Origin of the sequence: Pseudomonas sp. RC10-4-2 (assembly GCF_050433085.1) — a bacterium.
GTDB classification, from domain to species: domain Bacteria; phylum Pseudomonadota; class Gammaproteobacteria; order Pseudomonadales; family Pseudomonadaceae; genus Pseudomonas; species Pseudomonas aeruginosa.
On the sequence record NZ_JBNPXX010000008.1, the window covers coordinates 1 to 23848 of the forward strand.

Genomic DNA, 23848 nt, shown 5'->3' on the forward strand with positions numbered 1-23848 from the left:
CACCGAGGTGCCGTTGTCGCTGTACTTGACCAGCTTCTCCGCCACTTCCAGGCCGATGTTGGCCTGTGCCTCGGCGGTGGAGCCGCCGATGTGCGGGGTCAGGATCACCCGGTCCAGGCCACGCAGCGGGCTGGCGAATTCCTCGTCGTTGGATTTCGGCTCGACCGGGAACACGTCGATGGCGGCGCCGATCAGGTGCTCGTCCTTGATCGCGGCGGCCAGGTGGTCCAGCTCGACCACTGTGCCGCGCGCGGCGTTGATCAGGATGCCGCCCTTCTTCATCGCGCGGATTTCCTTCTCGCCGATCATCCACTGGGTGGAGGGCAGTTCGGGAACGTGCAGCGAGACGATGTCGGACATGCCCAGCAGCTCGTGCAGGCTGCCGATCTGCACCGCGTTGCCCAGCGGCAGCTTGGTCACGGTGTCGTAGAAGAACACCTGCATGCCCAGGGCCTCGGCGAGTACCGAGAGCTGGGTGCCGATCGAGCCGTAGCCGACGATGCCGAGCTTCTTGCCACGGATCTCGAAGGAATTCGCCGCGCTCTTGATCCAGCCGCCGCGATGGCAGGAGGCGTTCTTTTCCGGGATGCCGCGCAGCAGCAGGATCGCCTCGGCCAGTACCAGCTCAGCCACAGAGCGGGTGTTCGAGTAGGGCGCGTTGAACACGGCGATACCGCGTTCGCGGGCGGCGTTGAGGTCGACCTGGTTGGTGCCGATGCAGAAGCAGCCGACCGCGATCAGTTTCTTCGCGCAGTCGAAGACCTCTTCGGTCAGCTGGGTGCGGGAGCGAATGCCGATGAAGTGCGCATCGGCGATCCTTTCCTTCAGCTCGTCGCCGGAAAGCGCGGTCTTGAGGTACTCGATGTTGGTGTAGCCGGCGGCCTTCAGCGTGTCCACGGCGTTCTGGTGGACACCTTCGAGAAGAAGGAACTTGATCTTGCTCTTGTCGAGAGAGGTCTTGCTCATCTGCGTAAACCTGTTGTCCCGGAGGAAGTGGCTGGAAAGCGAACTGCGCGAAGCGGGTCCGGCCGGCGCTGGCCGGCACCCGCAACTCGGCGCCCAGAGGCACTAAGCGCGGGGGGCGTATGCTAGCATGTTCTCCCTTTTCCTTGCCCGGTTGCGACCTGAGTTGTTCTCAGGACGACCATGAATCATTTGAGAGTTCCCGAATGACCCGCGAAGCCCTGATCGAATCGCTCAAGCCCCTGGTCGAGCCTGGCAAGCTGCTCGACGACGCCGCCTCCCTGGACGCCTACGGCAAGGACTGGACCAAGCATTTCGCCCCTGCGCCGCTGGCCATCGTGTTCCCCAAGAGCGTCGAGCAGGTCCAGGCGATCGTCCGCTGGGCCAACCAGCACAAGGTCGGTCTGGTCCCGTCGGGCGGTCGTACCGGGCTCTCCGCCGCGGCCGTGGCGGCCAACGGCGAAGTCGTGGTGGCCTTCGACTACATGAACCGGATACTCGACTTCAATGCCTTCGACCGCACCGTAGTCTGCCAGCCGGGCGTGGTTACCAAGCAACTGCAGACCTTCGCCGAGGAAAACGGCCTGTACTACCCGGTTGACTTCGCTTCTTCCGGTTCCAGCCAGATCGGCGGCAATATCGGCACCAATGCCGGCGGGATCAAGGTCATTCGCTACGGCATGACCCGTAACTGGGTGGCCGGGATGAAGGTCGTCACCGGCAAGGGCGACCTGCTCGAGCTGAACAAGGACCTGATCAAGAACGCCACCGGCTACGACATGCGCCAGCTGTTCATCGGCGCCGAAGGCACCCTGGGCTTCGTGGTCGAGGCGACCATGCGTCTGGAGCGCACGCCGAAGAACCTCACCGCTATGGTCCTCGGCACGCCCGACTTCGACTCGATCATGCCGGTGCTGCATGCCTTCCAGAGCAAGCTCGACCTGACCGCCTTCGAGTTCTTCTCCGACAAGGCCCTGGCCAAGGTCCTGGCCCGTGGCGATGTACCACGGGCGTTCGAGACCGACTGCCCGTTCTACGCCCTGCTGGAGTTCGAGGCGACCACCGAGGAAGTCGCCAACGAGGCGCTGGCCACCTTCGAGCACTGCGTCGAGCAGGGCTGGGTGCTGGACGGGGTGATGAGCCAGAGCGAGCAGCAGTTGCAGAACCTGTGGAAGCTGCGCGAGTACATCTCCGAGACCATCTCCCACTGGACGCCGTACAAGAACGACATCTCGGTCACGGTTTCCCGGGTGCCCGCCTTCCTCAAGGACATCGACGCCATCGTCGAGGCCAACTACCCGGACTTCGAGGTGGTGTGGTTCGGCCACATCGGCGACGGCAACCTGCACCTGAACATCCTCAAGCCGGAAAACCTCGGCAAGGACGAGTTCTTCGCCAAGTGCGCGACCGTCAACAAGTGGGTGTTCGAGACCGTCGAGAAGTACAACGGCTCGATTTCCGCCGAGCATGGCGTGGGCATGACCAAGCGCGACTACTTGACCTACACCCGCTCGGAAACCGAAATTGCCTATATGAAGGCACTGAAGGCGGTGTTCGACCCCAACGGGATCATGAATCCCGGCAAGATCTTCGCCGAGTAGCAGGTGTCGCAACGCAGAGGGCCGGTCATCCGGCCCTTCTCGTCTGTGGCGGGCGCCACGGATGCCTTTCCACCCGTTCAGGAGTCGGTAAATGAGTTACCAGCATCAATATATCGACGGCACCCCGATCCACTTCCCCCTGGGCAAGCTGGTCTGCGTCGGGCGCAACTACGCCGAACACGCCAAGGAACTGAACAACCCGGTTCCCACCGAGCCGCTGCTGTTCATCAAGCCCGGCTCCTGCGTGGTGCCGGTGAGCGGCGGGCTGAGCCTGCCGCAGGAGCGCGGCTCGGTACACTACGAGGCGGAAATCGCCGTGCTGATCGGCAAGCCGCTGTCGCGCAAGCCGAACCGCGAGGAGGTCCTCGACGCGATCTCCGGCTATGCGCCGGCGCTGGACCTGACCTTGCGCGAGGTCCAGGCGAAACTGAAGGAAAAGGGCCTGCCCTGGGAGCTGGCAAAGAGCTTCGATGGCGCCGGCGTGCTGTCGCCGTTCGTGAACGCCGACCAGTTTCCCGACCCGACCGACATCGGCATCCGCCTGACCATCAACGGCGAGGTGCGCCAGGACGGCAACAGCCGCGACATGCTCAATCCGATCGTGCCGCTGATCCAGCACATCGCCGGGCATTTCTCGCTACAGGCCGGCGATGTGGTGCTGACCGGCACGCCGTCCGGGGTCGGGCCGCTGAACAGCGGCGACGAGTTGCTGCTCGAATTGCCGGGCGCCAGCCGTTTCGAGACCCGCGTGCTCTGAACCGCTGCGGCCGCCGGGTGCGGCCGGCCTCCCTAGCGCCGGCAGCGGAAACGACTGTCGGTCGGCTGGCCGACGCTTCGATTGACAGGCCGGGGGCAATGCCCTTTCATGGCGACGCCCAAGAAAACACCTGGCCAAACAGTCGAGCCTCGCCCATGTCCCTTGCCTCCAAGCTTCCCCGTTTCCGCTGGCTGCTGCCGGCGTTCGTCGTGCTCGTCGGCGTGGTGCTGACCATCGTCATGCATTGGGACGATCGCGCCGGCCTTTGGTGGAAGGAAAGCCAGGCCAGCCAGCAGCAGCGCGACGAAAGCATCTGGCTGCCGGGCTATCGGGTGGTGATCGACGCCAAGCCGTTGCAGGGCCTGGAGGAGGAAGAAACCTCGGACCTGGCCTACAACCCGGCAACCAGGACCCTGTTCACCGTTACCGGCAAGCGGCCGCTGCTGGTGGAGCTGTCGCTCACCGGCGACGTGCTGCGCACCATCCCGCTGCTCGGCCTGAGCAATCCCGAAGGCGTGGCGGTGCTGGAGAACGGCAACGTCGCGGTGACCGACGAGCGCCGCAATACCCTGACCATCTTCCATGTCGACCCGCAGACCGCCGAGCTGAGCACCAAGAGCCTGGCCGAATTCCCGCTGGGCAATATCGGCAAGAAGAACAAGGGCTTCGAGGGCATCGCCTGGGATCCGCGCCAGCAGCGTCTGTTGCTGAGCAAGGAGCGCGATCCGATGACCCTGTTCAGCTGGAAGAGCGACGGCGGGCCGAGCCTGAGCGGGGCGATGACCGCGCTACCGAGCGACGACCTGTACATGCGCAACGTCTCGGCCCTCAGCGTCGACCCGCGTACCGGCCATACCCTGGTGCTGTCGGCCGAATCGCATCTGCTGCTGGAGCTGGACGAGAAGGGCGAGCCGGTCAGCTTCATCAGCCTGCTCGGCGGCTTCAACGGCCTGGACAGCAAGATCCCGCGCGCCGAAGGGGTGGCCATCGACGACGAGGGCACCATCTACATGGTCAGCGAGCCGAACCTGTTCTACGTGTTCCGCAAGAAGAGCGGCGAGCGCCTGGCCACCAGCGACGCCGATTAAGCTTCGCTTAAGCGCCGATTAAGCCTGGTTTCAGCAAGGCTTCGTAGCCTGGACCCATCGAAACCAACTACGAGGCGTTACCCATGAAACTTCGTCACCTGCCCCTCATCGCTGCCATCGGCCTGTTCTCCACCGTCACCCTGGCCGCCGGCTATACCGGCCCGGGCGCTACCCCGACCACCACCACGGTGAAGGCCGCGCTGGAAGCCGCCGACGACACCCCGGTGGTCCTCCAGGGCACCATCGTCAAGCGCATCAAGGGCGACATCTACGAGTTCCGCGATGCCACCGGCAGCATGAAGGTCGAGATCGACGACGAAGACTTCCCGCCGGTGGAAATCAACGACAAGACCCGGGTCAAGCTGACCGGCGAGGTCGACCGCGACCTGGTCGGCCGCGAGATCGACGTCGAGTTCGTCGAAGTGATCAAGTAAGGCCCTGAATCGAAACAGCCCGCCTCTCTTCCGGGAGGCGGGCCGTTTCGCGTTCCGACCGGGCGAAGTTGCGGGTGGGCTTACCGGTGAACCCCTTCGAAACCCTGTAGCACGTTCACTGCGTTGATCCCGATTTCCTCCACCGCGTAGCCTCCCTCCATCACGAACAGCGTGGCCAGGCCGAGCTTGCCGATGGCTTCGCCCATGCGCAGGTAGTCGGGGCTGTCCAGGCGGAACTGGGAAATCGGGTCCTCCTTGAAGGTATCCACCCCCAGGGAAACGATCAGGACGTCCGCCGCATAGGCCTGGATCTGCCGGATCGCCGCCTGCAGCGCCTGGCTCCAGGTCGCCCAGTCGCTGCCGGCCGCCAGTGGGTAGTTGAAGTTGTAGCCGGTGCCGACGCCGTTGCCCTTCTCGTCGGCGTAGCCAAGGAAATAGGGGTATTCGAAGCGCGGGTCGCCGTGGATCGAGGTGAACAGCACATCGGCGCGGTCGTAGAAGATGTCCTGGGTGCCGTTGCCATGGTGGTAGTCGACGTCGAGGATCGCCACCCGCCCGGCGCCCCGGTCGAGGAAGGCCTGGGCGGCGATGGCGGCATTGTTGAAGAAGCAATAGCCGCCCATGTAGTCGGCCGCGGCGTGGTGGCCCGGCGGGCGACAGAGCGAAAATACCGAGCGCGCGCCGTTGGCGAGTTCGGACTGGCCGCTGAGGGCGACGTTGGCCGAACTGGTGATCGCCTGCCAGGTCCCGGCGGTGATCGGCGCGCCGGCGTCGAAGGAGTAGTAGCCGAGGCGACCGTCGATGTTGTCCGGCTCCGTCTGCCGCAGGCGCCGGGTCGGCCAGGCGATCGGCAGCATGTCGTGGCTGCGGCCGGTGGCCAGCCAGTCCTGCCAGGCGTTCTGCAGGAAACGCACGAAACCCTCGCTGTGCACCCGGCGGATCGGTTCCAGGCCGAAGTCGCGCGGTGCGCGGACTTCGCCGAGGCCGACGGCCTTCACGCGGTCGAGGACCATGTCGGCGCGGCTGGGTTTTTCGAAGCAGGGGGTGAACTGGCCGCCGATCAGTTCGTGCCGGCCGTGGTGCAGGCGATGGTCGTCGCTGTAGATGGTCAGCATGTCGGGCTCCCGGGCTCAGTTCTGTTCGGAGAAGGTCACGGTCGGCGCCTTGCGGCGGAAACCGCCGGTATGCAACGCCAGGTAGGCGAGGCCGGCGGCGAACCAGGTCAGGCCGATCACCAGGGTCAGCGCCGAGAGGCTGGTCCACAGCCACAGGGTCAGGCCCAGGCCGATGGCCGGCACCAGCCCGTAGCGCAGCAGGTCGCGCGGGGCGCGGCGGCCGTCGAGCAGCAGGTAGCTGCGGATCACCGCCAGGTTCACCGCGGAGAACGCCACCAGCGCGCCGAAGCTGATCATCGAGGCCAGGGTGGTGAGGTCGATGACCACCGCCAGCAGGGAAATCACCGAGACCACCAGGATCGCGATCACTGGCGTCTTGAAGCGCTCCGAGAGGCTGCCGAACACGCGCCGCGGCAGGATGCCGTCGCGGCCCATGCTGTAGAGGATGCGCGACACCGAGGCCTGCGAGGCCAGTGCCGAGCCGGCGGCGCCGGCGACGTAGGCGGCGGTGAAGAAGCTGGCGAGGAACTTGCCGCCGGCCGCCAGCATCACTTCGTTGGCCGCCGACTCGGCGTCCTGGAATACGCTGCCGGGGAACACCAGTTGGCTGAAGACCGCCAGCACGGTGAACAGCAGGCCGGCGCCGACCGTGGTGATGACGATGGCGCGCGGGATGTCGCGTTGCGGGTCGCGGGTTTCCTCGGCCAGGGTCGAGACCGCGTCGAAGCCGAGGAACGACAGGCACAGCACCGCCGCGCCGGCCATCAACGGGGCGAAGCCCGGCTGGCTGCCGTCGCCGACGAAGGGCAGGCTCAGGTCCAGCGAGGGGATGCCGGCCAGGTGCTTGACCGCCATGGCGACGAACACCACGGCGAAGACGAACTGGGCGCCGACGATCACGTTGCTCATGCCGGCCACCGAGCTGATGCCGATCACGTTGAGCACGGTGACCAGGCCGATCGCCGCGAGCACGAAGACCCAGGCCGGCACCATCGGGAAGGCGATGTTGAGGAACAGGCCGATGAGCAGGTAGTTGATCATCGGCAGGAACAGGTAGTCGAGCAGCAGCGACCAGCCGGCGAGGAAGCCGACGCAGGGGCCGAAGCTGAGGCTGGTATAGGAATAGGCCGAGCCGGCGATGGGATATTTCTTCACCATGAAGCTGTAGGAAAAGGCGGTGAAGAGCATCGCCGCCAGGGTGATCAGGTAGGCGCTGGCGGTGCGACCGCCGGTGATCTCGGTGACTACCCCGTAGGTGGTGAACATGGTCAGCGGAACCATGTAGACCAGCCCGAAGAAGACCAGGGCGGGGAGCCCGAGGATGCGCCGCAGGCCGGTGCCCTGGGCGCTGTGGACGTACTCGGGGCGCTTGCCGCCGATGAGGATGCCGTTGTTGTGTTGGCTGGCCATGTTCCGCTCCTCGCGAAATGCCGTATCGATCCCGCAGGCGGCCGCGTGGGCGGACCTTTCCTGCGCCGGGTGAATGGACGGGCTAGTGGAAAACCGCTGGGGTTTCCGCCGGGTCGGTGGAAATGGCAGTGACGAGAGGGCGCGCGGCGTGTGCGGGCACGGGCGTTGGGGCGTCGATAGTGTTCATGGCGTTCTCAGGAAGCGTTCTTGTTGGATTTCTAGCTCGCGGTCGCGAGGTTCCCTTGGGCTCTGCCGGCGCCGTTTCCGCGGCTCCGGGCGACCCCTCGAGGAGGGCGCGGTTCGACTCTAGCAATCCGGTTTCGCCGGGGAGAACCCTGTAGACGGTCAAAAAGGGATCGAGATGGCCAAACTGGCTGGCCGGCCAGCGCTGGCGCGAGCTGGCCGCCAGCGCCGCGTCGATCATTTCTTAAGCTTGGTCCAGACCTTGCTGCGCAACGCCAGGGCTTTCGGCGAGCAGAGCTTGAACGGCTTCAGGCGGTCGAGCTTGTCCTGCGGGGTGTTGATCGCCGGGTCGTCGAACAGTGCTTTCTCCATGAATTTCTCCGAGCCGACGATGGCGTTGTTGTACTTGGCGAAGTTGGAGGCGGCGGCGATGTTCTCCGGGCGCATCATCCAGTCGATGAAGACGTGGGCTTCCTTGACGTTGCTGGCGTCGCGCGGAATCGCGAAGTTGTCGATGAACAGCCGGATGCCTTCCTTCGGATAGACGTATTCGAGGCTGGCGCGTTGGGCGTGGGCGCGGTGGAAGGCGCCGTTCCACTGCTGGTGCATGGCGACCTCGCCGGCGGCCATGCGCTCGATGGTGCCGTCGCTGTTGTACATGGCCAGCGCCGGCTTTTGCCTGAGCAGCAGGTCGAGGACCTTCTGCGCTTCCCTGGCGTCCTCGGTGCATTCGTCGATGCCGAGGTAGTAGGTGGCGGGAATGAACAGTTCCTCGATGGAGTTCAGAGCCACCACCTTGCCTTTCAGCTCGGCTGGTGGTTCGAAGAACGGCTTCCAGCTTTCTTCCAGCCTGCCGCCCGGCACCTTCGCCGTATCGTAGCTGTAGCCGGTGGTGCCCCAGAGATAGGGAATGCTGTAGTCGTGGCCGGGATCGAAGCCAAGGGTCCGGAAGTTTTTCTTCAGATTGCCCAGGCTCGGCAACTGGCTCTTGTCGAGCTTTTGCAGCAGCCCCTCCTTGACTAATATTTCTATGAAACTGTCCGACGGCACCACCACGTCGTAGGCGCCGCCACCGGCCTTGAGCTTGGCCAGCAGCGTCTCGTTGCTGTCGTAGGCGTCGAGGGTGGCCTTGATCCCGGTGTCCTTCTCGAACTTCTTCAGCAACTCCGGCGGGTAGTAGTCCGACCAGTTGGCGAAGTGCAGGGTGCCTTCGGCGCGAGCCTGGCCGCCCAGGGCTAGACCGGCGGCGAAGAGCAGGGTGAGCGGTGTGCGGTAGGTCATGATGGACTCCTGGCGATCTTCTGTTTTTTCTTCGTGGAGGCAGGTTCTCAGCGGCGGCGTTGGCCGAGGTAGTACGACAGGGCGACGAAGGCGATGGAAATCATGAGGATGATCGAGGAAATCGCATTGATCTTCGGGGATATGCCCATGCGGATGGAACTGAAGATGTACACCGGCAGGGTGGTTGCGCCGGCGCCGGCGACGAAATAGGTGATGACGAAATCGTCCATCGAGATGATGAACGCGAGCATCGCCCCGGACAGCACGCCGGGCATCAGCAGCGGCAGGGTGATTTTCCAGAAGGCCTTCCACGGCGAGGCGTAGAGGTCGGCGGCGGCCTCCGCCAGGCGCGGGTCCAGGCCCTCCAGGCGGGCGCGGATCGGCAGGTAGGCGAAGGGGATGCAGAACACGATGTGGGCGATGAGGATGGTGAACAACGACAGCTTCAGGCCGATGAAGGAGAAGAACATCAGGGTCGCCACCGCAGTGACGATCTCCGGCACCAGCAGCGGCAGGCCGAGAACGCCGTTCATCAGGGTCTGCCCGCGGAAGGCGCGACCGCGCATGCCCAGCGCGGCGAGGGTGGCCAGGACGGTCGAGGCCAGGGTGGCGAGGGTGGCGACGAGCAGCGAGTTCTTCGCCGCGCGGAGGATTTCCGGATCGTTGGCCACCACCGCATACCATTTCAGGCTGAAGCTCTCCCAGAGCGTCGCCGACTGGCCGCTGTTGAAGCTGAGCACTACCAGCACCAGGATCGGGATGTAGAGGAAGGCGAAGAACAGCCAGGCGGCCTGGCGCACGCCGCTGAAGGTCCAGAGTGGATTGCGGCCGTTCATGGCTGGCCTCCGCCGGCGTTGGCCCGGAAGCGCAGGTTGTAGATCAGCATCGCCAGCAGGACGAAGGCCAGCAGGGCGAACGAAAGGGCGGCGCCGAACGGCCAGTTGTGCGCGGTACCGAATTGCAGCTGGATCAGGTTGCCGATCATCAGCGCCTTACCGCCGCCGAGCAATTCCGGAATGATGTAGCTGCCCAGGGCCGGGATGAATACCAGGATGCAGCCGGCGACTATCCCCGGCATCGCCAGCGGCACGATCACCCGGCGCAGCGCTTTCCAGCGGTTGGCGCCGAGGTCGAATGCCGCCTCCACCAGGCGCCAGTCCATCTTTTCCAGGCTGCTGTAGATCGGCAGCACCATGAACGGCAGGTAGGTATAAAGGAGGCCGATGATCACCGCGTTGTCGGTATAGAGCAGCCCCAGCCCGGTGTCGGTCAGGCCGATGCCTTGCAGGCCGGCGTCCACCAGCCCGCCGTTGCGCAGCAGCAGGATCCAGGCGTAGACCCGCACCAGCAGGTTGGTCCAGAACGGCACGGTGACCAGGAACAGCAGCAGGTTGCGCCGGCGTTCCGGCTGCAACGCCAGGTACAGCGCGGTGGGGAAGCCGAGCGCCAGGCAGCCGAGGGTGGTCAGCAGCGAGAGCCAGAACGAGCGCTGGAAGATGCCCAGGTAGTCGGCGTTGAACACCAGGCTGTCGTCCAGGTCGCGTTCCCAGAGGAAATTGAGGTAGGCCTCCAGGCTGTGCTGGCCCCATTTCACTCCGCCGTAGTCGCCGGATTGCTGGATCGACACGGCGAACATGATGCCCAGCGGGATCACCAGGAACAGCACCAGCATCAGCATCGCCGGGCTGCTCAGCAGCAGGCGCCGACGCAGCTGCCGGCGTTCGGCCGACTGTTGCGCGGTAGGTCGGCCGGCGGTGCTCATTCGGCGAGCACCCGGATGGCGGCGGCGGGAATCCGCACCCGCACCTTCGCCCCCGGACTGTGCGGGCAGCGTGCGCCGTCGCGGTTCTGCTGGCGCACGCGGAAGCCCGGCTGTCCGGCCACGTTCAGGTGGTAGACGGTATCGGTGCCGACATAGACGATGTTTTCCAGCACGCCTTCCAACTGGCCGTCGGCGGCCAGTTCGGTGCGCTCCGGGCGGATCGCCAAGGTCACAGCGCCGCTGCCCGGGGTCGTCGCGGCCAGCCGCTGGCCGTCCGCCAGGCGCACGCCGTCGGCGTCGGCCTGGCCCTCGAGGAAGTTGGTTTCGCCGATGAAGTCGGCGACCGCCCGGTTCAGCGGCGCCTCGTAGATGTCGCTGGGCGTGCCGACCTGCAACACCTTGCCCTTGCTCATCACCGCGATGCGGTCGGACATGCTCAGCGCTTCCTCCTGGTCGTGGGTGACGAAGATGAAGGTGATCCCGGTCTCGTGCTGCAGGCGCTTCAGCTCGATCTGCATTTCCTTGCGCAGCTTCAGGTCCAGCGCCGACAGCGACTCGTCGAGCAGCAGCACCTTGGGCCGGCTGGCCAGCGCGCGGGCCAGGGCGATGCGTTGCTGCTGGCCACCGGACAACTGGTCGGCGCGGCGCTTGCCGACCTCCGGCAGCTTCACCAGGTCGAGCATGCGGCTCACGGTGGCGTCGATCTCGCTGCGCGGGCGGCCCTGCATCTCCAGGCCGAAGCCGATGTTGTCGGCGACGCTCATGTGCGGGAACAGCGCATAACTCTGGAACACCGTGTTGACCGGGCGGCGGAACGGCGGCAGGCCTTCCATGTGTTCGCCATAGAGGCGGATGCTGCCGGAACTGGGCTGTTCGAAGCCGGCGATGAGGCGGAGGAGGGTGGTCTTGCCGCAGCCGGAAGGGCCGAGGAGGGTGAAGAATTCGTTGGCGTGGATATCCAGGGACACATCGTCAAGGGCCTTCAGGCCTTGGCCGGGGGTACCGAATTCCATGCAGATCCGCTCGATGGCTATCGCGCTGGTCATGCTGAATTCCATGCAGTCAAGCAGTTGTTATTGTTGAGGTTTTGCGGTTTCTGGGGCCCGCTTCACCTGCTGCGGTTCGATAATGACCGGGGCGCCGCGGGCGCAGAACGATAGATGCGGCCAATAAGGGATCGAACAGGCCAATCTGGTGGCGCTGGAAGAAGACTGCGGATGCTCTCTTGTCGTCTCTTTCGGACAGGAAACTCGGACCTGTCCGAGTCGCCCGGGCGGCTGGCTGACTTTAAGCTTGGCTTCAGCCTGGAGCCGTAGCTTGCGTAGGAAAGGTCGGGCGCAGCCCGTTTCCATACAGCGTACAGGCTCTATGCTATGACTATCCACGCCCAAACTCCCGAGCCGTTTTCCATGTCCCGAGCTTTCACGCCTCGCCGTCTGCTGCTGGCCGTCCTGCTGGTCGCGCTGTCCGCGCTGGTCCTTCTCGGCCAGAGCTTCCGGGTCTTCGACCGGGCCTGGTTCGCCGTCCAGGAGTGGCGTCACGCCGATGCCTGGAAAGAGCGCTCGATATGGCTGCCGGACTACCGCGTGCGGATCGAGGCGCAGCCCATCGAGGGGTTGAACGACGACGTTTCCGCGCTGACCTTCGATCCCGACCGGCGCACCCTGTTCACCGTGACCAACCAGCCGGCGCAGATCATCGAGCTGTCCTTGCAGGGCAAGGTACTGCGGACCATCCCGCTGACCGGCTTCGGCGACGCCGAGGCCATCGAGTACATCAGCCGCGGCGTCTACGTGATCACCGACGAGCGCCAGCAACGCCTGGTCAAGGTGCGCCTGGAGGACGACACGCGCTTCATCGACGCTGCCGATGCCCAGCAGCTTTCGCTGGGTATCGGCCTCAACGGCAACAAGGGTTTCGAAGGGCTAGCTTACGACGCCGAGGGCAAGCGCCTGTTCGTCGCCAAGGAGCGTGACCCGGTGCGCATCTACGAGATCCACGGTTTCCCCCACACCCAGGCGGACAAACCGTTCGCCGTGCACGTGGTGGACGACCCCGGGCGCGACAAGCGCCTGTTCGTCCGCGACCTGTCCAGCCTGCAGTTCGACGAGGGCACCGGGCACCTGCTGGCGTTGTCCGACGAGTCGCGTCTGGTAGTCGAGCTGGACACCGACGGCGAGCCGGTCAGCACCCTGTCGCTGCTGCGCGGCATGCACGGCCTGAAGCGCAGCGTGCCGCAGGCCGAGGGCGTGGCGATGGACGACCGTGGCGTGCTCTACCTGGTCAGCGAGCCGAACCTGTTCTACGTGTTCAGCAAGGACGAGCCGGCGCAGCCCTGACGCGGCCTACGGGGACGGCAGGAGCGTCCCCTGGCCCGCTCAGAACTGCCAGTTCACCCCGAGCGAATAGCCCGCCTGGTTGCCTTCGCTGTGGGCGAAGCGGCTGTTGGCTTCGGCGAAGACCCCGAGCTGCTCGGTGATCGCCAGTTGCGCGCCAAGCTGGGCGCGGCCGAAATCCTTGTCCACGCCGCCCATGTCGGCGACCCGGACACGCCCGTCGCCGCGGCTGGTCAGGTCCATGTCGTCCAGGCGTCCGTCCGCCAGCTCGCGGACCCAGCGCAGGCTGGCGTAGGGTTGCAGGCGCATTCTCGCGCCCAGCGCCAGCTCGCCGCGCAGGCGCCAGCCGAGACTCGCCTCCAGCGAGTCGTAGTCCTGCTTCTCGTAGCCGAGTGCGGTACGCAGGGCCTCGTCCTCGCGGAAGTCGTCGATGCGGTAGTGCATGTAGTCGAGGCCGGCCAGCGGCCCGCTCCGCAGTTCGCCGAAGCTGAAGTCATAGCCGCCTTCCAGCCGGGCGCCCCAGGACCAGGCCGAGGTGTCGCCCGACAGACGCTGGTCGAGCAGCACCGGCCCGCCGGCGGCCTGGAGGTAGACCGAACGCTTGCTGTCGTAGCGGGTATGCCCGAGGTTCAGCTCGCCGGCCAGCCATTCCGGACCGCCGTCGTTGTACAGGCCGAACAGGCCGAGCTGCCAGGTGTCGCCCTCGATGCGCCCACCATGGTCCAGCTTGTCGCGGCTGCGCTGGAAGGCCAGGCTGCCGCCGAGGGTCAGGGCCTCGCTGTAGCGGTAGTCGCCGAGCAGATGCACGCCGGCGCGCCTGGACTCCGGATTGCCAGGCATGTCGAAACCGCTGTCCGGCGAGACCTCGCCCTCCGCGCCCACCTCGCCGTCGAAGCTGCCTACCGGCCGGTTGCTGCCGAGCAGGGTCAGCCAGCGGCGGTCGTGCAGGCGGGTCAGTGCCTGATGCTGGCGCTGCAACTGGTCTTCCATCTGCCGCGCCAGGGCGCCGCCGGAGGCGGTGGAGGCCAGCAGGTCGGCGTTGGTCAGCTCCAGCACCAGGCGCGTCAGCAGGCGGGAAAAGTCGCGCATGCGTTGCTCGATGCGCTCCTGGCCGAGGGCGTTGGTCAGTACTTCCTTGTTGTCCTCGGCCGGGTCGTGCCAGGTTGAGCCGCCGGGAATCGCCGGGTTGTCGGTCTGCTCGTAGCCGTCCAGGTCGCCCAGTTCCCAGTTGGTCGCCTCGATGAACAACACCGGGATGTCCATCCCGTTGAAGCTTTCGCCGTCGCTGCAGCAGCCGGTACCCGCCGGGTATTCGGCGTTCAGGCCGGGGTTGGTGAACAACGGGATGTCCAGCTCGCGGGCGATGCGCAGGATCTGTTCGCGGTAGGCGCCGAGGGCCGGGCTGGACACGCTGTTGGAGCCGGCATGGGCGTACATCTTGTCGCCGGTGACCAGGCTGTCGAGGTTGATCATTCCCAGCAGGTTGGCGCGCTGGCTGGCGTCGAGGGACTCGACGTAGGCACGCGAACCGCGCAGGCCTTCCTCCTCGGCGCCGAAACCGACCACCTCGAGGCCGTTCTCCAGGGCGATGCCGCCGAGGTTGCGGGCGATCTCGGTGAGCACCGCCGCGCCCGAGGCGTTGTCGTCCAGGCCCTGCAGGGTCGGGCGACCGTAGTAGGTGTCGTAGTGCGCGCCGAGTACCAGGAACTTCCCGCTGCTACCGGGCGCCGAGGCGATGACGTTCTGTGAACTGCGGTTGCCGGCCCAGGTGAAGTCCTGGCGACTGGTCTGGTAGCCGAAGCCCAGGCGCGACTGCATCAGTTCGCTGGCGCCGGCGAAGCTGGCGGTGCCGCGATAGCGGCCCGGGTAGTCGGTGATCAGGCGCTCCAGGGTCTCCCCGGCGTATTCCCCGTATTGGTAGGCGTTGGCGCCCAACGACAGCGCGGCACATCCCAGGCCTACAGCGACAGCTAATGGTTTGAACACGGCACTTTCCTCTGTGTCGGTACGATGGTGCATCGAATGATGCTCGCGCCGCGGAAAGCAGGATGCGGACCGTTTCATGTCCCGGTGGCACGAAGTGACGCCTGGTCGACCTGCGGTGTCGCCAGGCTGTAAGAAGCGTCGCTCCTGGCGATGGGCGGGAAGCTTCGTGCTGGACGTAGTGTTACCGGCGATGGCCGGTACTGGGGCGTGACTTCCCGTTTCGGGGCTTGGTAACCGCGAGCAGTCGATTTACAGTGCTCGCCCTGCCGATCTCCTGGATACCCGTCGCATGAACATTTTCCGCGAAGCCCTGCTCAACCGTCGCCTGAAGAAGGCCCTGGCACGTCACGGTTGCCGCATGGCCAGCGGGGTCGAGACGCTGCGCGACGGCACGCAGGTGACGCTGGAGCCGAACGTGAAGCTGGGCAAGGCGAAGATCCATTCGCCGGCACTGGAGGTCGGCGCCTATACCGACGTGGTCAGCGGCTGCGAGTTCTTGGAGGTGGCCAGCATCGGCCGCTTCTGCTCGATCGCCACCGGGGTGGTGATCGGTCAGCCGCGCCGCTCGCATCCAATGCACTGGCTGAGCACCCACGCCTTCACCGCCAATCCGAAGCTGTTGCGCAAGCCGTTGCAGCCCGAGCGCGAAGCGACCCCGGCGCGGATCGGCCACGATGTATGGATCGGGCGCGACGCGCTGATCCTCGATGGGGTGGAGATCGGCACCGGCGCGGTGATCGGCGCGCAATCGCTGGTCAATCGCGACGTGCCGCCCTACGCGGTGGTGGCGGGCTCGCCGGCGCGGGTGCTCCGCTATCGCTTCGCGCCGGAGCTGATCGAGCGACTGCTGGCGAGTCGCTGGTGGGAGTTGCCGCTGGACGTGCTTGGCGAATTGCCGCTGGACGATCCGCAGGCCTGCGTCGAGGCGCTGGAGCGTCGGCCGCCGCAGGCGTGCCAGGAGGCGCGGCGCTTGCGCATCCGGCACAAGCCGTTCGCCATCGAATGGCTGTCCTGAGGCCCGCAGCCGCCGCCGGTGTCGACGGCGGCCAGGGCTGGGTCAGCTTTCGTCGCTGAGACCGGCTTCCGGCGCTGCGCGCTTCACCGACTGCACGCCGGCTTCGGCGTTGGCCTGGCTGGCATAGAGCTGGCTCTGGCCGACGACCTGGCCATTGGTGGCCTTGAGTACGAAGTGGAACTTGCCGTTGCTGGCCGGCTTGACCTCGAAGGCACCGTCGCGCTGGGAGTTCTTGCGCACCGACTCGATGCCGCCGAGCGCCGAGTCCTTGGCCTTGTACAGTTCGCTGGTGAGAATGATCTCGCCGTTGGCGGCATGCAGGTTGAAGTGGAACTGGCCGTCTTTCGCTTTCTTCAGATGGAATTTGGCTGCCATGTCTAGCTCCTTGTTCACAGGGTGAGGCGGATCGCAACGGACCAGCCGTCTGCTGAGACACAGCGTAGCCGCTTTTGTTGCAGTGTCGCCCCGCTCCGGTCATCGGCCTGGGGCGAGCGGGCTCAGGCCTTGAGAGTCTTGACGCCGTCGGCGGTGCCGAGCAGCAGCAAGTCGGCCGGGCGGGCGGCGAACAAGCCGTTGGTGACCACGCCGACGATGGCGTTGATCTTCTCTTCCAGTTCCACCGGGCTGTCGATGCGCAGGTTGTGCACGTCGAGGATGATATTGCCGTTGTCGGTCAGCACGCCTTCGCGGTAGACCGGATCGCCGCCGAGCTTCACCAGTTGGCGGGCGACGTGGCTGCGAGCCATCGGGATGACCTCCACCGGCAGCGGGAACTGGCCGAGGATGGGCACCAGCTTGCTGGCATCGGCGATGCAGATGAAGGTCTTGGCCACCGCGGCGACGATCTTCTCGCGGGTCAGCGCGGCACCGCCGCCCTTGATCAGCTCCAGGCGCTCGTTGCTTTCGTCGGCGCCGTCGACGTAGAACTCCAGCTCGCTGACCGTGTTCAGCTCGTAGACCGGGATGCCATGCTCCTTCAGGCGCTTGGCGGTGGCCTCCGAACTGGCTACTGCGCCGTCGAACTCGGCCTTGTGGCGGGCCAGGGCATCGATGAAGAAGTTGGCGGTGGAGCCTGTGCCGACGCCGACGATGCTCTTGCTGTCGAGGTGCGGAAGAATGTGGTCGACGGCGGCCTGTGCCACTGCCTGCTTGAGCTGATCCTGGTTCATCCCGGGTGCCTGTCTGGTTGCCTGGCCGGCCGTCCCGGCGGCGCAGGCGGAGGGTGCGCGCGGCCGGGGCGGCCCGGCGGGTTTCCGGCACGTCCTGTGCCGCTGCGATACGAAGGGACGAATTATAGCGGCCTGGCGTCCTCCGGTCTTGCCCCGGATGACCGGCAGTCGCGGTGTTTTCCTGCGGCGCGCCGGTAGTCCGCCCGGCGGGCCTGGAGTAGACTCCGGGCTTCCGTGAAGTCCGCCGAACCGCCTCCGATGCTCGAACAATACGTCAAGAAGATCCTCACCTCGCGCGTCTACGACGTCGCGGTGGAAACGCCCCTGCAACCCGCCCGCCAGTTGTCCGAACGCCTCGGCAACCAGGTCCTGCTCAAGCGCGAGGACCTGCAGCCGGTGTTTTCCTTCAAGATCCGCGGCGCCTACAACAAGGTCGCGCAGCTCACCGAGGAGGAGAAGGCCCGCGGGGTGATCGCCGCCTCGGCCGGCAATCACGCCCAGGGCCTGGCCCTGGCGGCCAAGCGGCAGGGGATCAGGGCGGTCATCGTGATGCCCAAGACCACCCCCGAGATCAAGGTCCAGGCGGTGCGCGCCCATGGCGCCAAGGCGGTGCTGCACGGCGACGCCTTCCCCGAGGCTCTGGCCCACGCGCTGAAGCTGGTCGACGAGAAGGGCTACACCTTCGTCCATCCCTACGACGATCCGGACACCATCGCCGGCCAGGGCACCGTGGCCATGGAGATCCTCCGCCAGCAGCCCGGCCGCCTCGATGCGATCTTCGTCCCGGTGGGCGGTGGCGGACTGGTCGCCGGCATCGCCGCCTACGTCAAGTACCTGCGTCCGGAGATCAAGGTGATCGGCGTCGAGCCGGACGAGTCGAACTGCCTGCAGGCGGCCATGGCCGCCGGCGAGCGGGTGGTGCTGGGCCAGGTCGGGCTGTTCGCCGACGGCGTGGCGGTGGCGCAGATCGGCCAGCACACCTTCGACATCTGCAAGGACCACGTCGACGAAGTGATCACCGTCAGCACCGACGAGATCTGTGCGGCGATCAAGGACATCTACGACGACACCCGCTCGATCACCGAGCCGGCCGGCGCGCTGGCGGTGGCCGGGATCAAGAAGTACGTCGAGCGCGAGCGCGCCGAGGGGCAGACCCTGGTGGCGATCGACTCCGGCGCCAACGTCAACTTCGATCGCCTGCGGCATGTCGCCGAACGCGCCGAACTGGGCGAGCGCCGCGAAGCGATCATCGCGGTGACCATTCCCGAGCGGCCGGGCAGCTTCAAGGCCTTCTGCGAGGCGGTCGGCAAGCGCCAGATCACCGAGTTCAACTATCGCTACCACAGCGGCAGCGAGGCGCACATCTTCGTCGGCGTGCAGACCCACCCGGAGAACGACCCGCGCGAGGCGCTGGTGGCCTATCTGCGCGAGAAGGGCTTCCCGGTCCTCGACCTGACCGACAACGAACTGGCCAAGCTGCACATCCGCCACATGGTTGGCGGCCATGCGGTGAAAGTCAGCGACGAGATGGTGTTCCGCTTCGAATTCCCCGAGCGGCCCGGCGCGCTGTTCAACTTCCTCACCAAGCTCGGCGGGCGCTGGAACATCTCGATGTTCCACTACCGCAACCATGGCGCGGCCGACGGCCGGGTGGTGGCCGGGTTGCAGGTGCCGGAAGACGAGCGCCACCTGATCCCGCAGACCCTGGAGGCGATCGGCTATCCGTACTGGGACGAGACCGCCAACCCGGCCTACCAGCTGTTCCTCGGCTGACCCGCGGCGGCTCGCCGACACGGGCTGCTAAGCTTCACGGGCAGGTGATCTCCTTCCTCGGGAACTGAGCCCGCCCCCGGCCCCTCAAACGGGCCGGGAACACGGACAAGGATGCGCTGATGGAACATTTTCTCCAGATCAAGATTCTCCACGGAGTCGCCACCGTGCTGCTGTTCGGCGGCCTGCTCGGCCTGGCGTTCTACGCCTGGCGCAGCTGGCGGACGGGCGACGCGGCGCGGGTCGCGCGCGGTTTCAAGCGGGTCCGCCTGATCGGCTGGCCGCTGCTGGGGCTCAGCCTGCTGGCCCTGCCGGTCAGCGGCTGGTGGCTGGTGCACCTGGCCGGCTGGCCGTTGGGCCAGAGCTGGCTGCTGTTCGGCGCCTGCCTCTATCTGCTGGGCTGCATCTTCTGGCTGGTCCTCGCCGGCCGCCTGGCGCGGGTCCAGCACCAGGCCGGCGCCGCCGAGACGGCGGGGGCCGCGCTGGGCGAGCAGACCCTGCGCGAGATCAAGGTGGGCCTGGTCATGGCCCTGCTCGGTGCGGCCAGCTTCATCGCGGTGGCGGTACTGATGGTCAGCAAGCCGCTCTGAAACGCCAACGAAATGGACTTCACCGGCCTTCGCCGGTTCTGTAGGAACGCATGCGTATTCTGCTGGTAGGCGCGGGAGGTTTCGTCGGGCGGCACCTGCTCCCGGCGCTGCTCGCCGCCGGACACGAACTGCTCCTCACCGCGCGCCGCCCGCCGGTCGATGCGCCTGCCGGCGTACGCTGGCTGGCGCTCGACCTGGAGCGGCTTGCGGAAAGGCCGGACAGCTTCGCCTGGCCCGCCGGGGTCGACTTGCTGATCAATGCCGCCGGCACCATGAGCCTCGACGAGGCGAGCATGGCTCGCGTCCAGGACAGCGGCGCGCGAACACTCTTCGACCTCGCTGCAGCCCATGGGGCGAAGGTCCTGCAGATTTCCGCGCTGGGCGCCGGTGCGCACCCGGACGTGGCCTTCCTCGCCAGCAAGGCGGCGGCCGACCGCCACCTGCTGGAACTGGGCATCCCGGCGCTGGTGCTGCGCCCGTCCCTGCTGCTGGGGCCGGGCGGCGCCAGCAGCGCCTGGCTGGAACGCCTGTCGCCGCTACCGCTGATTCCCTTGCTGGACAATCGCGCGCGCCTGCAACCGCTGCATGTCGAGGACCTGGTCGGCGCGGTGCTGGCCTTGCTGCGCTGCTGGCCGGAGCGGGCGCAGGTGATTCCGCTGGTGGGTCCGCAGGCGCTGACCCAGGGCGAGCTGCTGGACGAGCTGCGCCGCGCCCAGGGTTGGCCGCGCGGCCGCTATGCGGTGCCGCCCGCGGCGCTTCTCGATGCGTTGGGCGGGCTTGGCCGGCGTGCTGGCTGGCGGACACTGAGTCCATCGATGCTGAAGCTGGTGCGCCACGACAACCTGGCCGACCCGGCACTCCTCGATGCGGCCTGCGGCTATCGTTGCGCGCCGCTGGCCAGTCGCCTGCTCGGCTGGCCGCAGGCGGCACGCAGCCTGGCGGCGCTGATGCGGCCGCTGATGCTGGCGGCCCTGGTGCTGATCTGGCTGGGTACCCTGGTCGCCTGCCTGGGGCCGGGTTACGGTTGGGGCCTGCGGATCCTCGGCGAGGCCGGCATCCACGGCTGGCCGGCGAGCCTGGCGGTGATCGCCGGGGCCCTGCTCGACGGTGCGCTCGGCGTCGGCCTGCTGCTCCGCCGCTGGCGCCGGCGCGCGCTGCTGGCGCAGTTCTGGCTGATGCTTGGCTACAGCCTGGCGATCAGCCTGATCCTGCCGCACTACTGGTACGACCCCTACATGGCGGTCGGCAAGAACATCGTGCTGATGGTGGCCACGCTCTGGCTGCTGGGCGACGAACCTCGAGCCAGGGAGGCCCGTGGATGAACCTTTACCTGCTGCTGAAAACCCTGCATATCCTTTCCTCGACCATTCTCTTCGGCACCGGCCTGGGGTCGGCCTACTACGCCCTGCGCGCCTGGCGCAGCGGGCAGTTGCCGGTGATCGCGGTGACCTTCCGCCACCTGGTCGCCGCCGACTGGCTGTTCATCGCCACCACCGCGGTGTTCCAGCCGCTCAGCGGCCTGGCCATGGTGCATGTCGCCGGCTGGTCGCTGGCCCAGGGCTGGTTGCTGTGGAGCCTGGGCCTCTACGTGTTCGCCGGGCTCTGCTGGCTACCGGTGGTGTGGTTGCAGATCCGCGTACGCGACATGGCCGAGGCGGCCTTGCGCGAGGCGCGGCCCATCGAACCGCTGGCGTACCGCTACATGAACGCCTGGTTCATCCTCGGCTGGCCGGCCTTCATCGCCTTCATGGTCATCTTCTACCTGATGGTCAACAAGCCGGTCTGAGAGTCCCCTCGGCGCAACCAGAGCAACGCCAGGACCAGGAACGCCAGGGAGCCGCCCCAGTACAACCAGGCGAAGCCGCCGGGCCGCTCCAGCAGGAGGAAGGCCAGGGCCGGGCCCAGCGCGGCGCCGAGGTCCTGGACGATGGAATAGCGGGTCATGAAGCCGACCACGTCGCCGGCGCGGGCGACGTCGGCGGCGAGGGCGTCGGTCAGGGTGGTGAGGGCGGTGGCGACCAGCATCACCAGCAGGGCGATGGCCAGCCAGGCGAGAATGGGCAGCCTGCTGGAAAGCAGGCCGAAGCCCATTGCGCCGACCAGTAGCGCAGCCACGTAGAAGCGCCGACGCCCGCGCGGGCCATCCGACCAGGCACCGAAGCGCCCGGCCAGCCAGGGCTCCCAGGACCAGCGCAGGGCCTGGATGATCCCGGAGAGGCCGGCGGCGCTGAGCGCCAGGCCGAGCAGGCTGACCTCGGTGCCGAAGCTGCGGGCGATCAGCGCGCTCAGGGTGGCGGCGAGTACGCCCTGGATCAGGAGCGCGGTGGCGAAGCCGCTGAGGATCACCAGGCCGCGCGGCGGCGGGCGCCTGGCGACGCTGGTGGCTGCCGTTGCGGCGGAGGTCCGCGCATGTCCGGCGGGACTCTCCGGCAGGTCGAAACCCCTCGCCAGCAGCGGCAGGCCGAGCAGTGCCAGGATCGCGAAGGACAGCGCCAGCGCCGGCAGGCCGAGGACCGGCACCAGCAGCCCGCCGAGCAGCATGCCGACCAGGCTGCCCAGGCGGTAGAGGCCGTTGTACAGGCCCATGGCGCGGCCGCGCTGGTGGTCGGCGGCGCAGTAGACCACCGCCGAGAGCCCGCCGATGCGGAAGAACGACCAGCCGATCCCCCACAGTCCGCGCAGCAGCACCCAGGCCAGGAAACCGCTGGCCAGGCCGTAGCCGGCGGTGCTCAGCACGCCGATGACGACCGCCAGGAGCAGGCCGGTCTTCAGTGCCAGGTGCTTGTACAGGCGGCCGATCAGCGGATTGAAGGGCAGGCGGATCAGGCGGTTGATCGACAGCAGCACGCCGACCTGCCAGAGCGCCTCCAGGCCGACCTCGTGCCAGTAGATCGGCAAGGCGATATAAAGCATCGAGTCGCCGGCCAGGCATAGCGCGGTGACCAGGGCGACGATCACGACCGGCCGCAGCGAGCCGGGAGCGGGGGCTGTGTGGGGCATCCTGGGGCCGCCGTGGCGCCGCCCGTCGGACGGCGCGCTTGTCAGTGGGTCAACGCAGGGAAATGATCGGCCAGCCGCGTTTTTCCGCCTCGGCGCGCAGGCGCGGATCGGGGTCGACGGCCACCGGCCGGCTGACCTTTTCCAGCAGCGGCAGATCGTTCAGCGAGTCGCTGTAGAAGCTGGCGCCTTCCAGGTCCAGGCCGTTCTCGTCGAGCCAGCGTTGCAGGCGCACCACCTTGCCGCCCTGGAAGCAGGGCACGTCGAAGGTCTGCCCGGTGTAGCGGCCGTCGCGCATCTCGCACTCGGTGGCGATCAGGGTCTCCACCCCGAGCCGTTCGGCGATCGGGCCGGTGACGAAGCGGTTGGTGGCGGTGATGATCACCAGCCGGTCGCCGGCGGCGCGGTGCTCGGCGAGCAGCGCCTCGCCCTTGGCCAGCACGATCGGCTCGATCACTTCCTGCATGAACTGGCGGTGCCAGGTTTCCAGCTGGGCCATCTCGGTGCGACCGAGGATCGCCTGGGTGAAGGCCTGGTAGGCAAGGACGTCGAGCTTGCCGGCGACGTAGTCGGCATAGAAGGCGTCGTTGCGCGCCTGGTATTCGGCGGCGTCGACCAGGCCGCGCTGGCACAGCCATTCGCCCCAGCTATGGTCGCTGTCGCCGGCGAGCAGGGTGTTGTCGAGATCGAAAAGGGCCAGACGCACGGGGTGACTCCATCGGTTGGCGGGTGGCGGAAGGGCCGCGAGAGCCTTTTGCGAAGGCTCCCACCGGGCCTTGGGAAAGCCCCTAGCCTACCGGCTTTTGCCGGCCCTGTATCCTCCCCGCACGAGTCGCAAAGCCGCGCGTTGCCGCTATCACAAGCTTTATGGAACAATGCGGGCACATGCGATTTCGAGGATGTCCCAGCGTGATCGATTCCGATGGTTTTCGCCCGAATGTCGGCATCATTCTCGCCAACGAGGCGGGGCAGGTGCTGTGGGCGCGGCGTATCAATCAGGAAGCCTGGCAGTTCCCGCAGGGAGGCATCAATGATCGCGAAACGCCGGAAGAGGCGCTGTATCGCGAGTTGAACGAAGAAGTCGGGCTGGAGGCCGGGGACGTGCGCATCCTGGCCTGCACCCGCGGCTGGCTGCGCTACCGTTTGCCGCAGCGCCTGGTGCGGACCCACAGCCAGCCGCTGTGCATCGGCCAGAAGCAGAAATGGTTCCTGCTGCGGCTGATGTCCGACGAGGCGCGCGTGCGCATGGATATCACCAGCAAGCCCGAGTTCGACGGCTGGCGCTGGGTGAGTTACTGGTACCCCCTGGGACAGGTGGTGACCTTCAAGCGCGAGGTCTACCGCCGCGCCCTGAAGGAACTGGCCCCGCGCCTTCTGGCGCGGGACTGAAC

At 66.8% G+C, this 23848-nt stretch carries 23 protein-coding genes; 11 read left to right on the top strand and 12 right to left on the bottom strand.

Annotated elements, in window-relative coordinates; translation table 11 throughout:
• A partial coding sequence (gene serA, locus FHW81_RS27750) for a phosphoglycerate dehydrogenase (RefSeq protein ID WP_429481112.1) occupies positions 1–966 on the bottom strand: 966 nt, incomplete at its 3' end.
• 203 nt (positions 967–1169) lie between these two features.
• On the opposite strand from serA, the gene FHW81_RS27755 reads away from it, so the two are divergent.
• From FHW81_RS27755 to FHW81_RS27770, 4 genes are all read left to right on the top strand, one after another.
• The gene (locus tag FHW81_RS27755; RefSeq protein ID WP_003112948.1) at positions 1170–2564 is read left to right on the top strand and encodes an FAD-binding oxidoreductase; all 1395 of its coding nucleotides are present in this window, start codon (positions 1170–1172) and stop codon (positions 2562–2564) included.
• A gap of 91 nt (positions 2565–2655) precedes the next feature.
• Positions 2656–3321, top strand: a complete 666-nt coding sequence (locus FHW81_RS27760) for a fumarylacetoacetate hydrolase family protein (protein WP_003110705.1) — start codon at positions 2656–2658, stop codon at positions 3319–3321.
• Between the two features lie 98 nt (positions 3322–3419).
• Complete coding sequence (locus tag FHW81_RS27765) at positions 3420–4409, top strand: SdiA-regulated domain-containing protein (RefSeq protein ID WP_003121726.1); 990 nt, start codon at positions 3420–3422, stop codon at positions 4407–4409.
• An 83-nt stretch (positions 4410–4492) separates the two neighbouring features.
• The gene (locus tag FHW81_RS27770; RefSeq protein WP_019485285.1) at positions 4493–4843 is read left to right on the top strand and encodes a NirD/YgiW/YdeI family stress tolerance protein; all 351 of its coding nucleotides are present in this window, start codon (positions 4493–4495) and stop codon (positions 4841–4843) included.
• Positions 4844–4923: 80 nt separating this feature from the next.
• Here the strand turns inward: FHW81_RS27770 and aphB are convergent, their stop codons facing one another.
• The 6 genes from aphB to FHW81_RS27800 form a co-directional block, all read right to left on the bottom strand.
• Positions 4924–5958 (bottom strand): acetylpolyamine amidohydrolase AphB, encoded by a 1035-nt coding sequence (gene aphB, locus FHW81_RS27775; protein WP_003110574.1) that lies wholly within the window; start codon positions 5956–5958, stop codon positions 4924–4926.
• 15 nt (positions 5959–5973) lie between these two features.
• Positions 5974–7368 (bottom strand): APC family permease, encoded by a 1395-nt coding sequence (locus tag FHW81_RS27780; RefSeq protein WP_015649784.1) that lies wholly within the window; start codon positions 7366–7368, stop codon positions 5974–5976.
• Positions 7369–7788: 420 nt separating this feature from the next.
• Complete coding sequence (locus FHW81_RS27785; RefSeq protein ID WP_023091453.1) at positions 7789–8832, bottom strand: extracellular solute-binding protein; 1044 nt, start codon at positions 8830–8832, stop codon at positions 7789–7791.
• 47 nt (positions 8833–8879) lie between these two features.
• Positions 8880–9668 (bottom strand): ABC transporter permease, encoded by a 789-nt coding sequence (locus FHW81_RS27790; RefSeq protein ID WP_003112952.1) that lies wholly within the window; start codon positions 9666–9668, stop codon positions 8880–8882.
• Complete coding sequence (locus tag FHW81_RS27795) at positions 9665–10594, bottom strand: ABC transporter permease (RefSeq protein ID WP_003112953.1); 930 nt, start codon at positions 10592–10594, stop codon at positions 9665–9667. The genes FHW81_RS27790 and FHW81_RS27795 overlap by 4 nt, the downstream gene beginning before the upstream one ends.
• The gene (locus tag FHW81_RS27800) at positions 10591–11640 is read right to left on the bottom strand and encodes an ABC transporter ATP-binding protein (RefSeq protein ID WP_023091452.1); all 1050 of its coding nucleotides are present in this window, start codon (positions 11638–11640) and stop codon (positions 10591–10593) included. Before FHW81_RS27800 ends, FHW81_RS27795 begins: the two co-directional genes overlap by 4 nt.
• A 327-nt stretch (positions 11641–11967) precedes the next feature.
• Between FHW81_RS27800 and FHW81_RS27805 the strand changes: the two genes are divergently transcribed.
• Positions 11968–12933: an SdiA-regulated domain-containing protein gene (locus FHW81_RS27805; protein ID WP_003118774.1), complete on the top strand. Its 966-nt coding sequence runs from the start codon at positions 11968–11970 to the stop codon at positions 12931–12933.
• Between the two features lie 39 nt (positions 12934–12972).
• On the opposite strand, the gene FHW81_RS27810 is transcribed toward FHW81_RS27805, so the two are convergent.
• Positions 12973–14916 (bottom strand): autotransporter outer membrane beta-barrel domain-containing protein, encoded by a 1944-nt coding sequence (locus FHW81_RS27810; protein WP_019371361.1) that lies wholly within the window; start codon positions 14914–14916, stop codon positions 12973–12975.
• Between the two features lie 289 nt (positions 14917–15205).
• Between FHW81_RS27810 and FHW81_RS27815 the strand changes: the two genes are divergently transcribed.
• A complete protein-coding gene (locus tag FHW81_RS27815; protein WP_003117873.1) occupies positions 15206–15931 on the top strand; it encodes a CatB-related O-acetyltransferase in 726 nt (241 codons plus the stop codon).
• Positions 15932–15973: 42 nt separating this feature from the next.
• On the opposite strand, the gene FHW81_RS27820 is transcribed toward FHW81_RS27815, so the two are convergent.
• Together FHW81_RS27820 and rpiA are read right to left on the bottom strand one after the other, a co-directional pair.
• Positions 15974–16306 carry a YegP family protein gene (locus tag FHW81_RS27820; protein WP_003117874.1) on the bottom strand — a complete coding sequence of 111 codons (333 nt, stop codon included), beginning with the start codon at positions 16304–16306 and terminating at the stop codon, positions 15974–15976.
• A gap of 122 nt (positions 16307–16428) precedes the next feature.
• Complete coding sequence (rpiA, locus tag FHW81_RS27825) at positions 16429–17100, bottom strand: ribose-5-phosphate isomerase RpiA (RefSeq protein WP_003084386.1); 672 nt, start codon at positions 17098–17100, stop codon at positions 16429–16431.
• A gap of 234 nt (positions 17101–17334) precedes the next feature.
• Between rpiA and ilvA the strand changes: the two genes are divergently transcribed.
• From ilvA to FHW81_RS27845, 4 genes are all read left to right on the top strand, one after another.
• A complete protein-coding gene (gene ilvA / locus FHW81_RS27830) occupies positions 17335–18873 on the top strand; it encodes a threonine ammonia-lyase, biosynthetic (protein ID WP_017001827.1) in 1539 nt (512 codons plus the stop codon).
• Positions 18874–18992: 119 nt separating this feature from the next.
• Complete coding sequence (locus FHW81_RS27835) at positions 18993–19460, top strand: DUF2269 domain-containing protein (RefSeq protein ID WP_003112958.1); 468 nt, start codon at positions 18993–18995, stop codon at positions 19458–19460.
• A 50-nt stretch (positions 19461–19510) separates the two neighbouring features.
• Positions 19511–20782, top strand: a complete 1272-nt coding sequence (locus FHW81_RS27840; RefSeq protein ID WP_003142610.1) for an SDR family oxidoreductase — start codon at positions 19511–19513, stop codon at positions 20780–20782.
• Complete coding sequence (locus tag FHW81_RS27845; RefSeq protein WP_003158448.1) at positions 20779–21246, top strand: DUF2269 family protein; 468 nt, start codon at positions 20779–20781, stop codon at positions 21244–21246. Before FHW81_RS27840 ends, FHW81_RS27845 begins: the two co-directional genes overlap by 4 nt.
• Here FHW81_RS27845 and FHW81_RS27850 read toward each other — a convergent pair.
• The gene (locus tag FHW81_RS27850) at positions 21219–22460 is read right to left on the bottom strand and encodes an MFS transporter (protein ID WP_003121735.1); all 1242 of its coding nucleotides are present in this window, start codon (positions 22458–22460) and stop codon (positions 21219–21221) included. The genes FHW81_RS27845 and FHW81_RS27850 overlap by 28 nt on opposite strands.
• Before the next feature lie 49 nt (positions 22461–22509).
• Positions 22510–23163, bottom strand: coding sequence for an HAD family hydrolase (locus FHW81_RS27855; protein WP_003110585.1), 654 nt, complete (start codon positions 23161–23163; stop codon positions 22510–22512).
• A 203-nt stretch (positions 23164–23366) separates the two neighbouring features.
• Between FHW81_RS27855 and FHW81_RS27860 the strand changes: the two genes are divergently transcribed.
• The gene (locus FHW81_RS27860; RefSeq protein WP_003084400.1) at positions 23367–23846 is read left to right on the top strand and encodes an RNA pyrophosphohydrolase; all 480 of its coding nucleotides are present in this window, start codon (positions 23367–23369) and stop codon (positions 23844–23846) included.
• Positions 23847–23848: the final 2 nt, after the last annotated feature.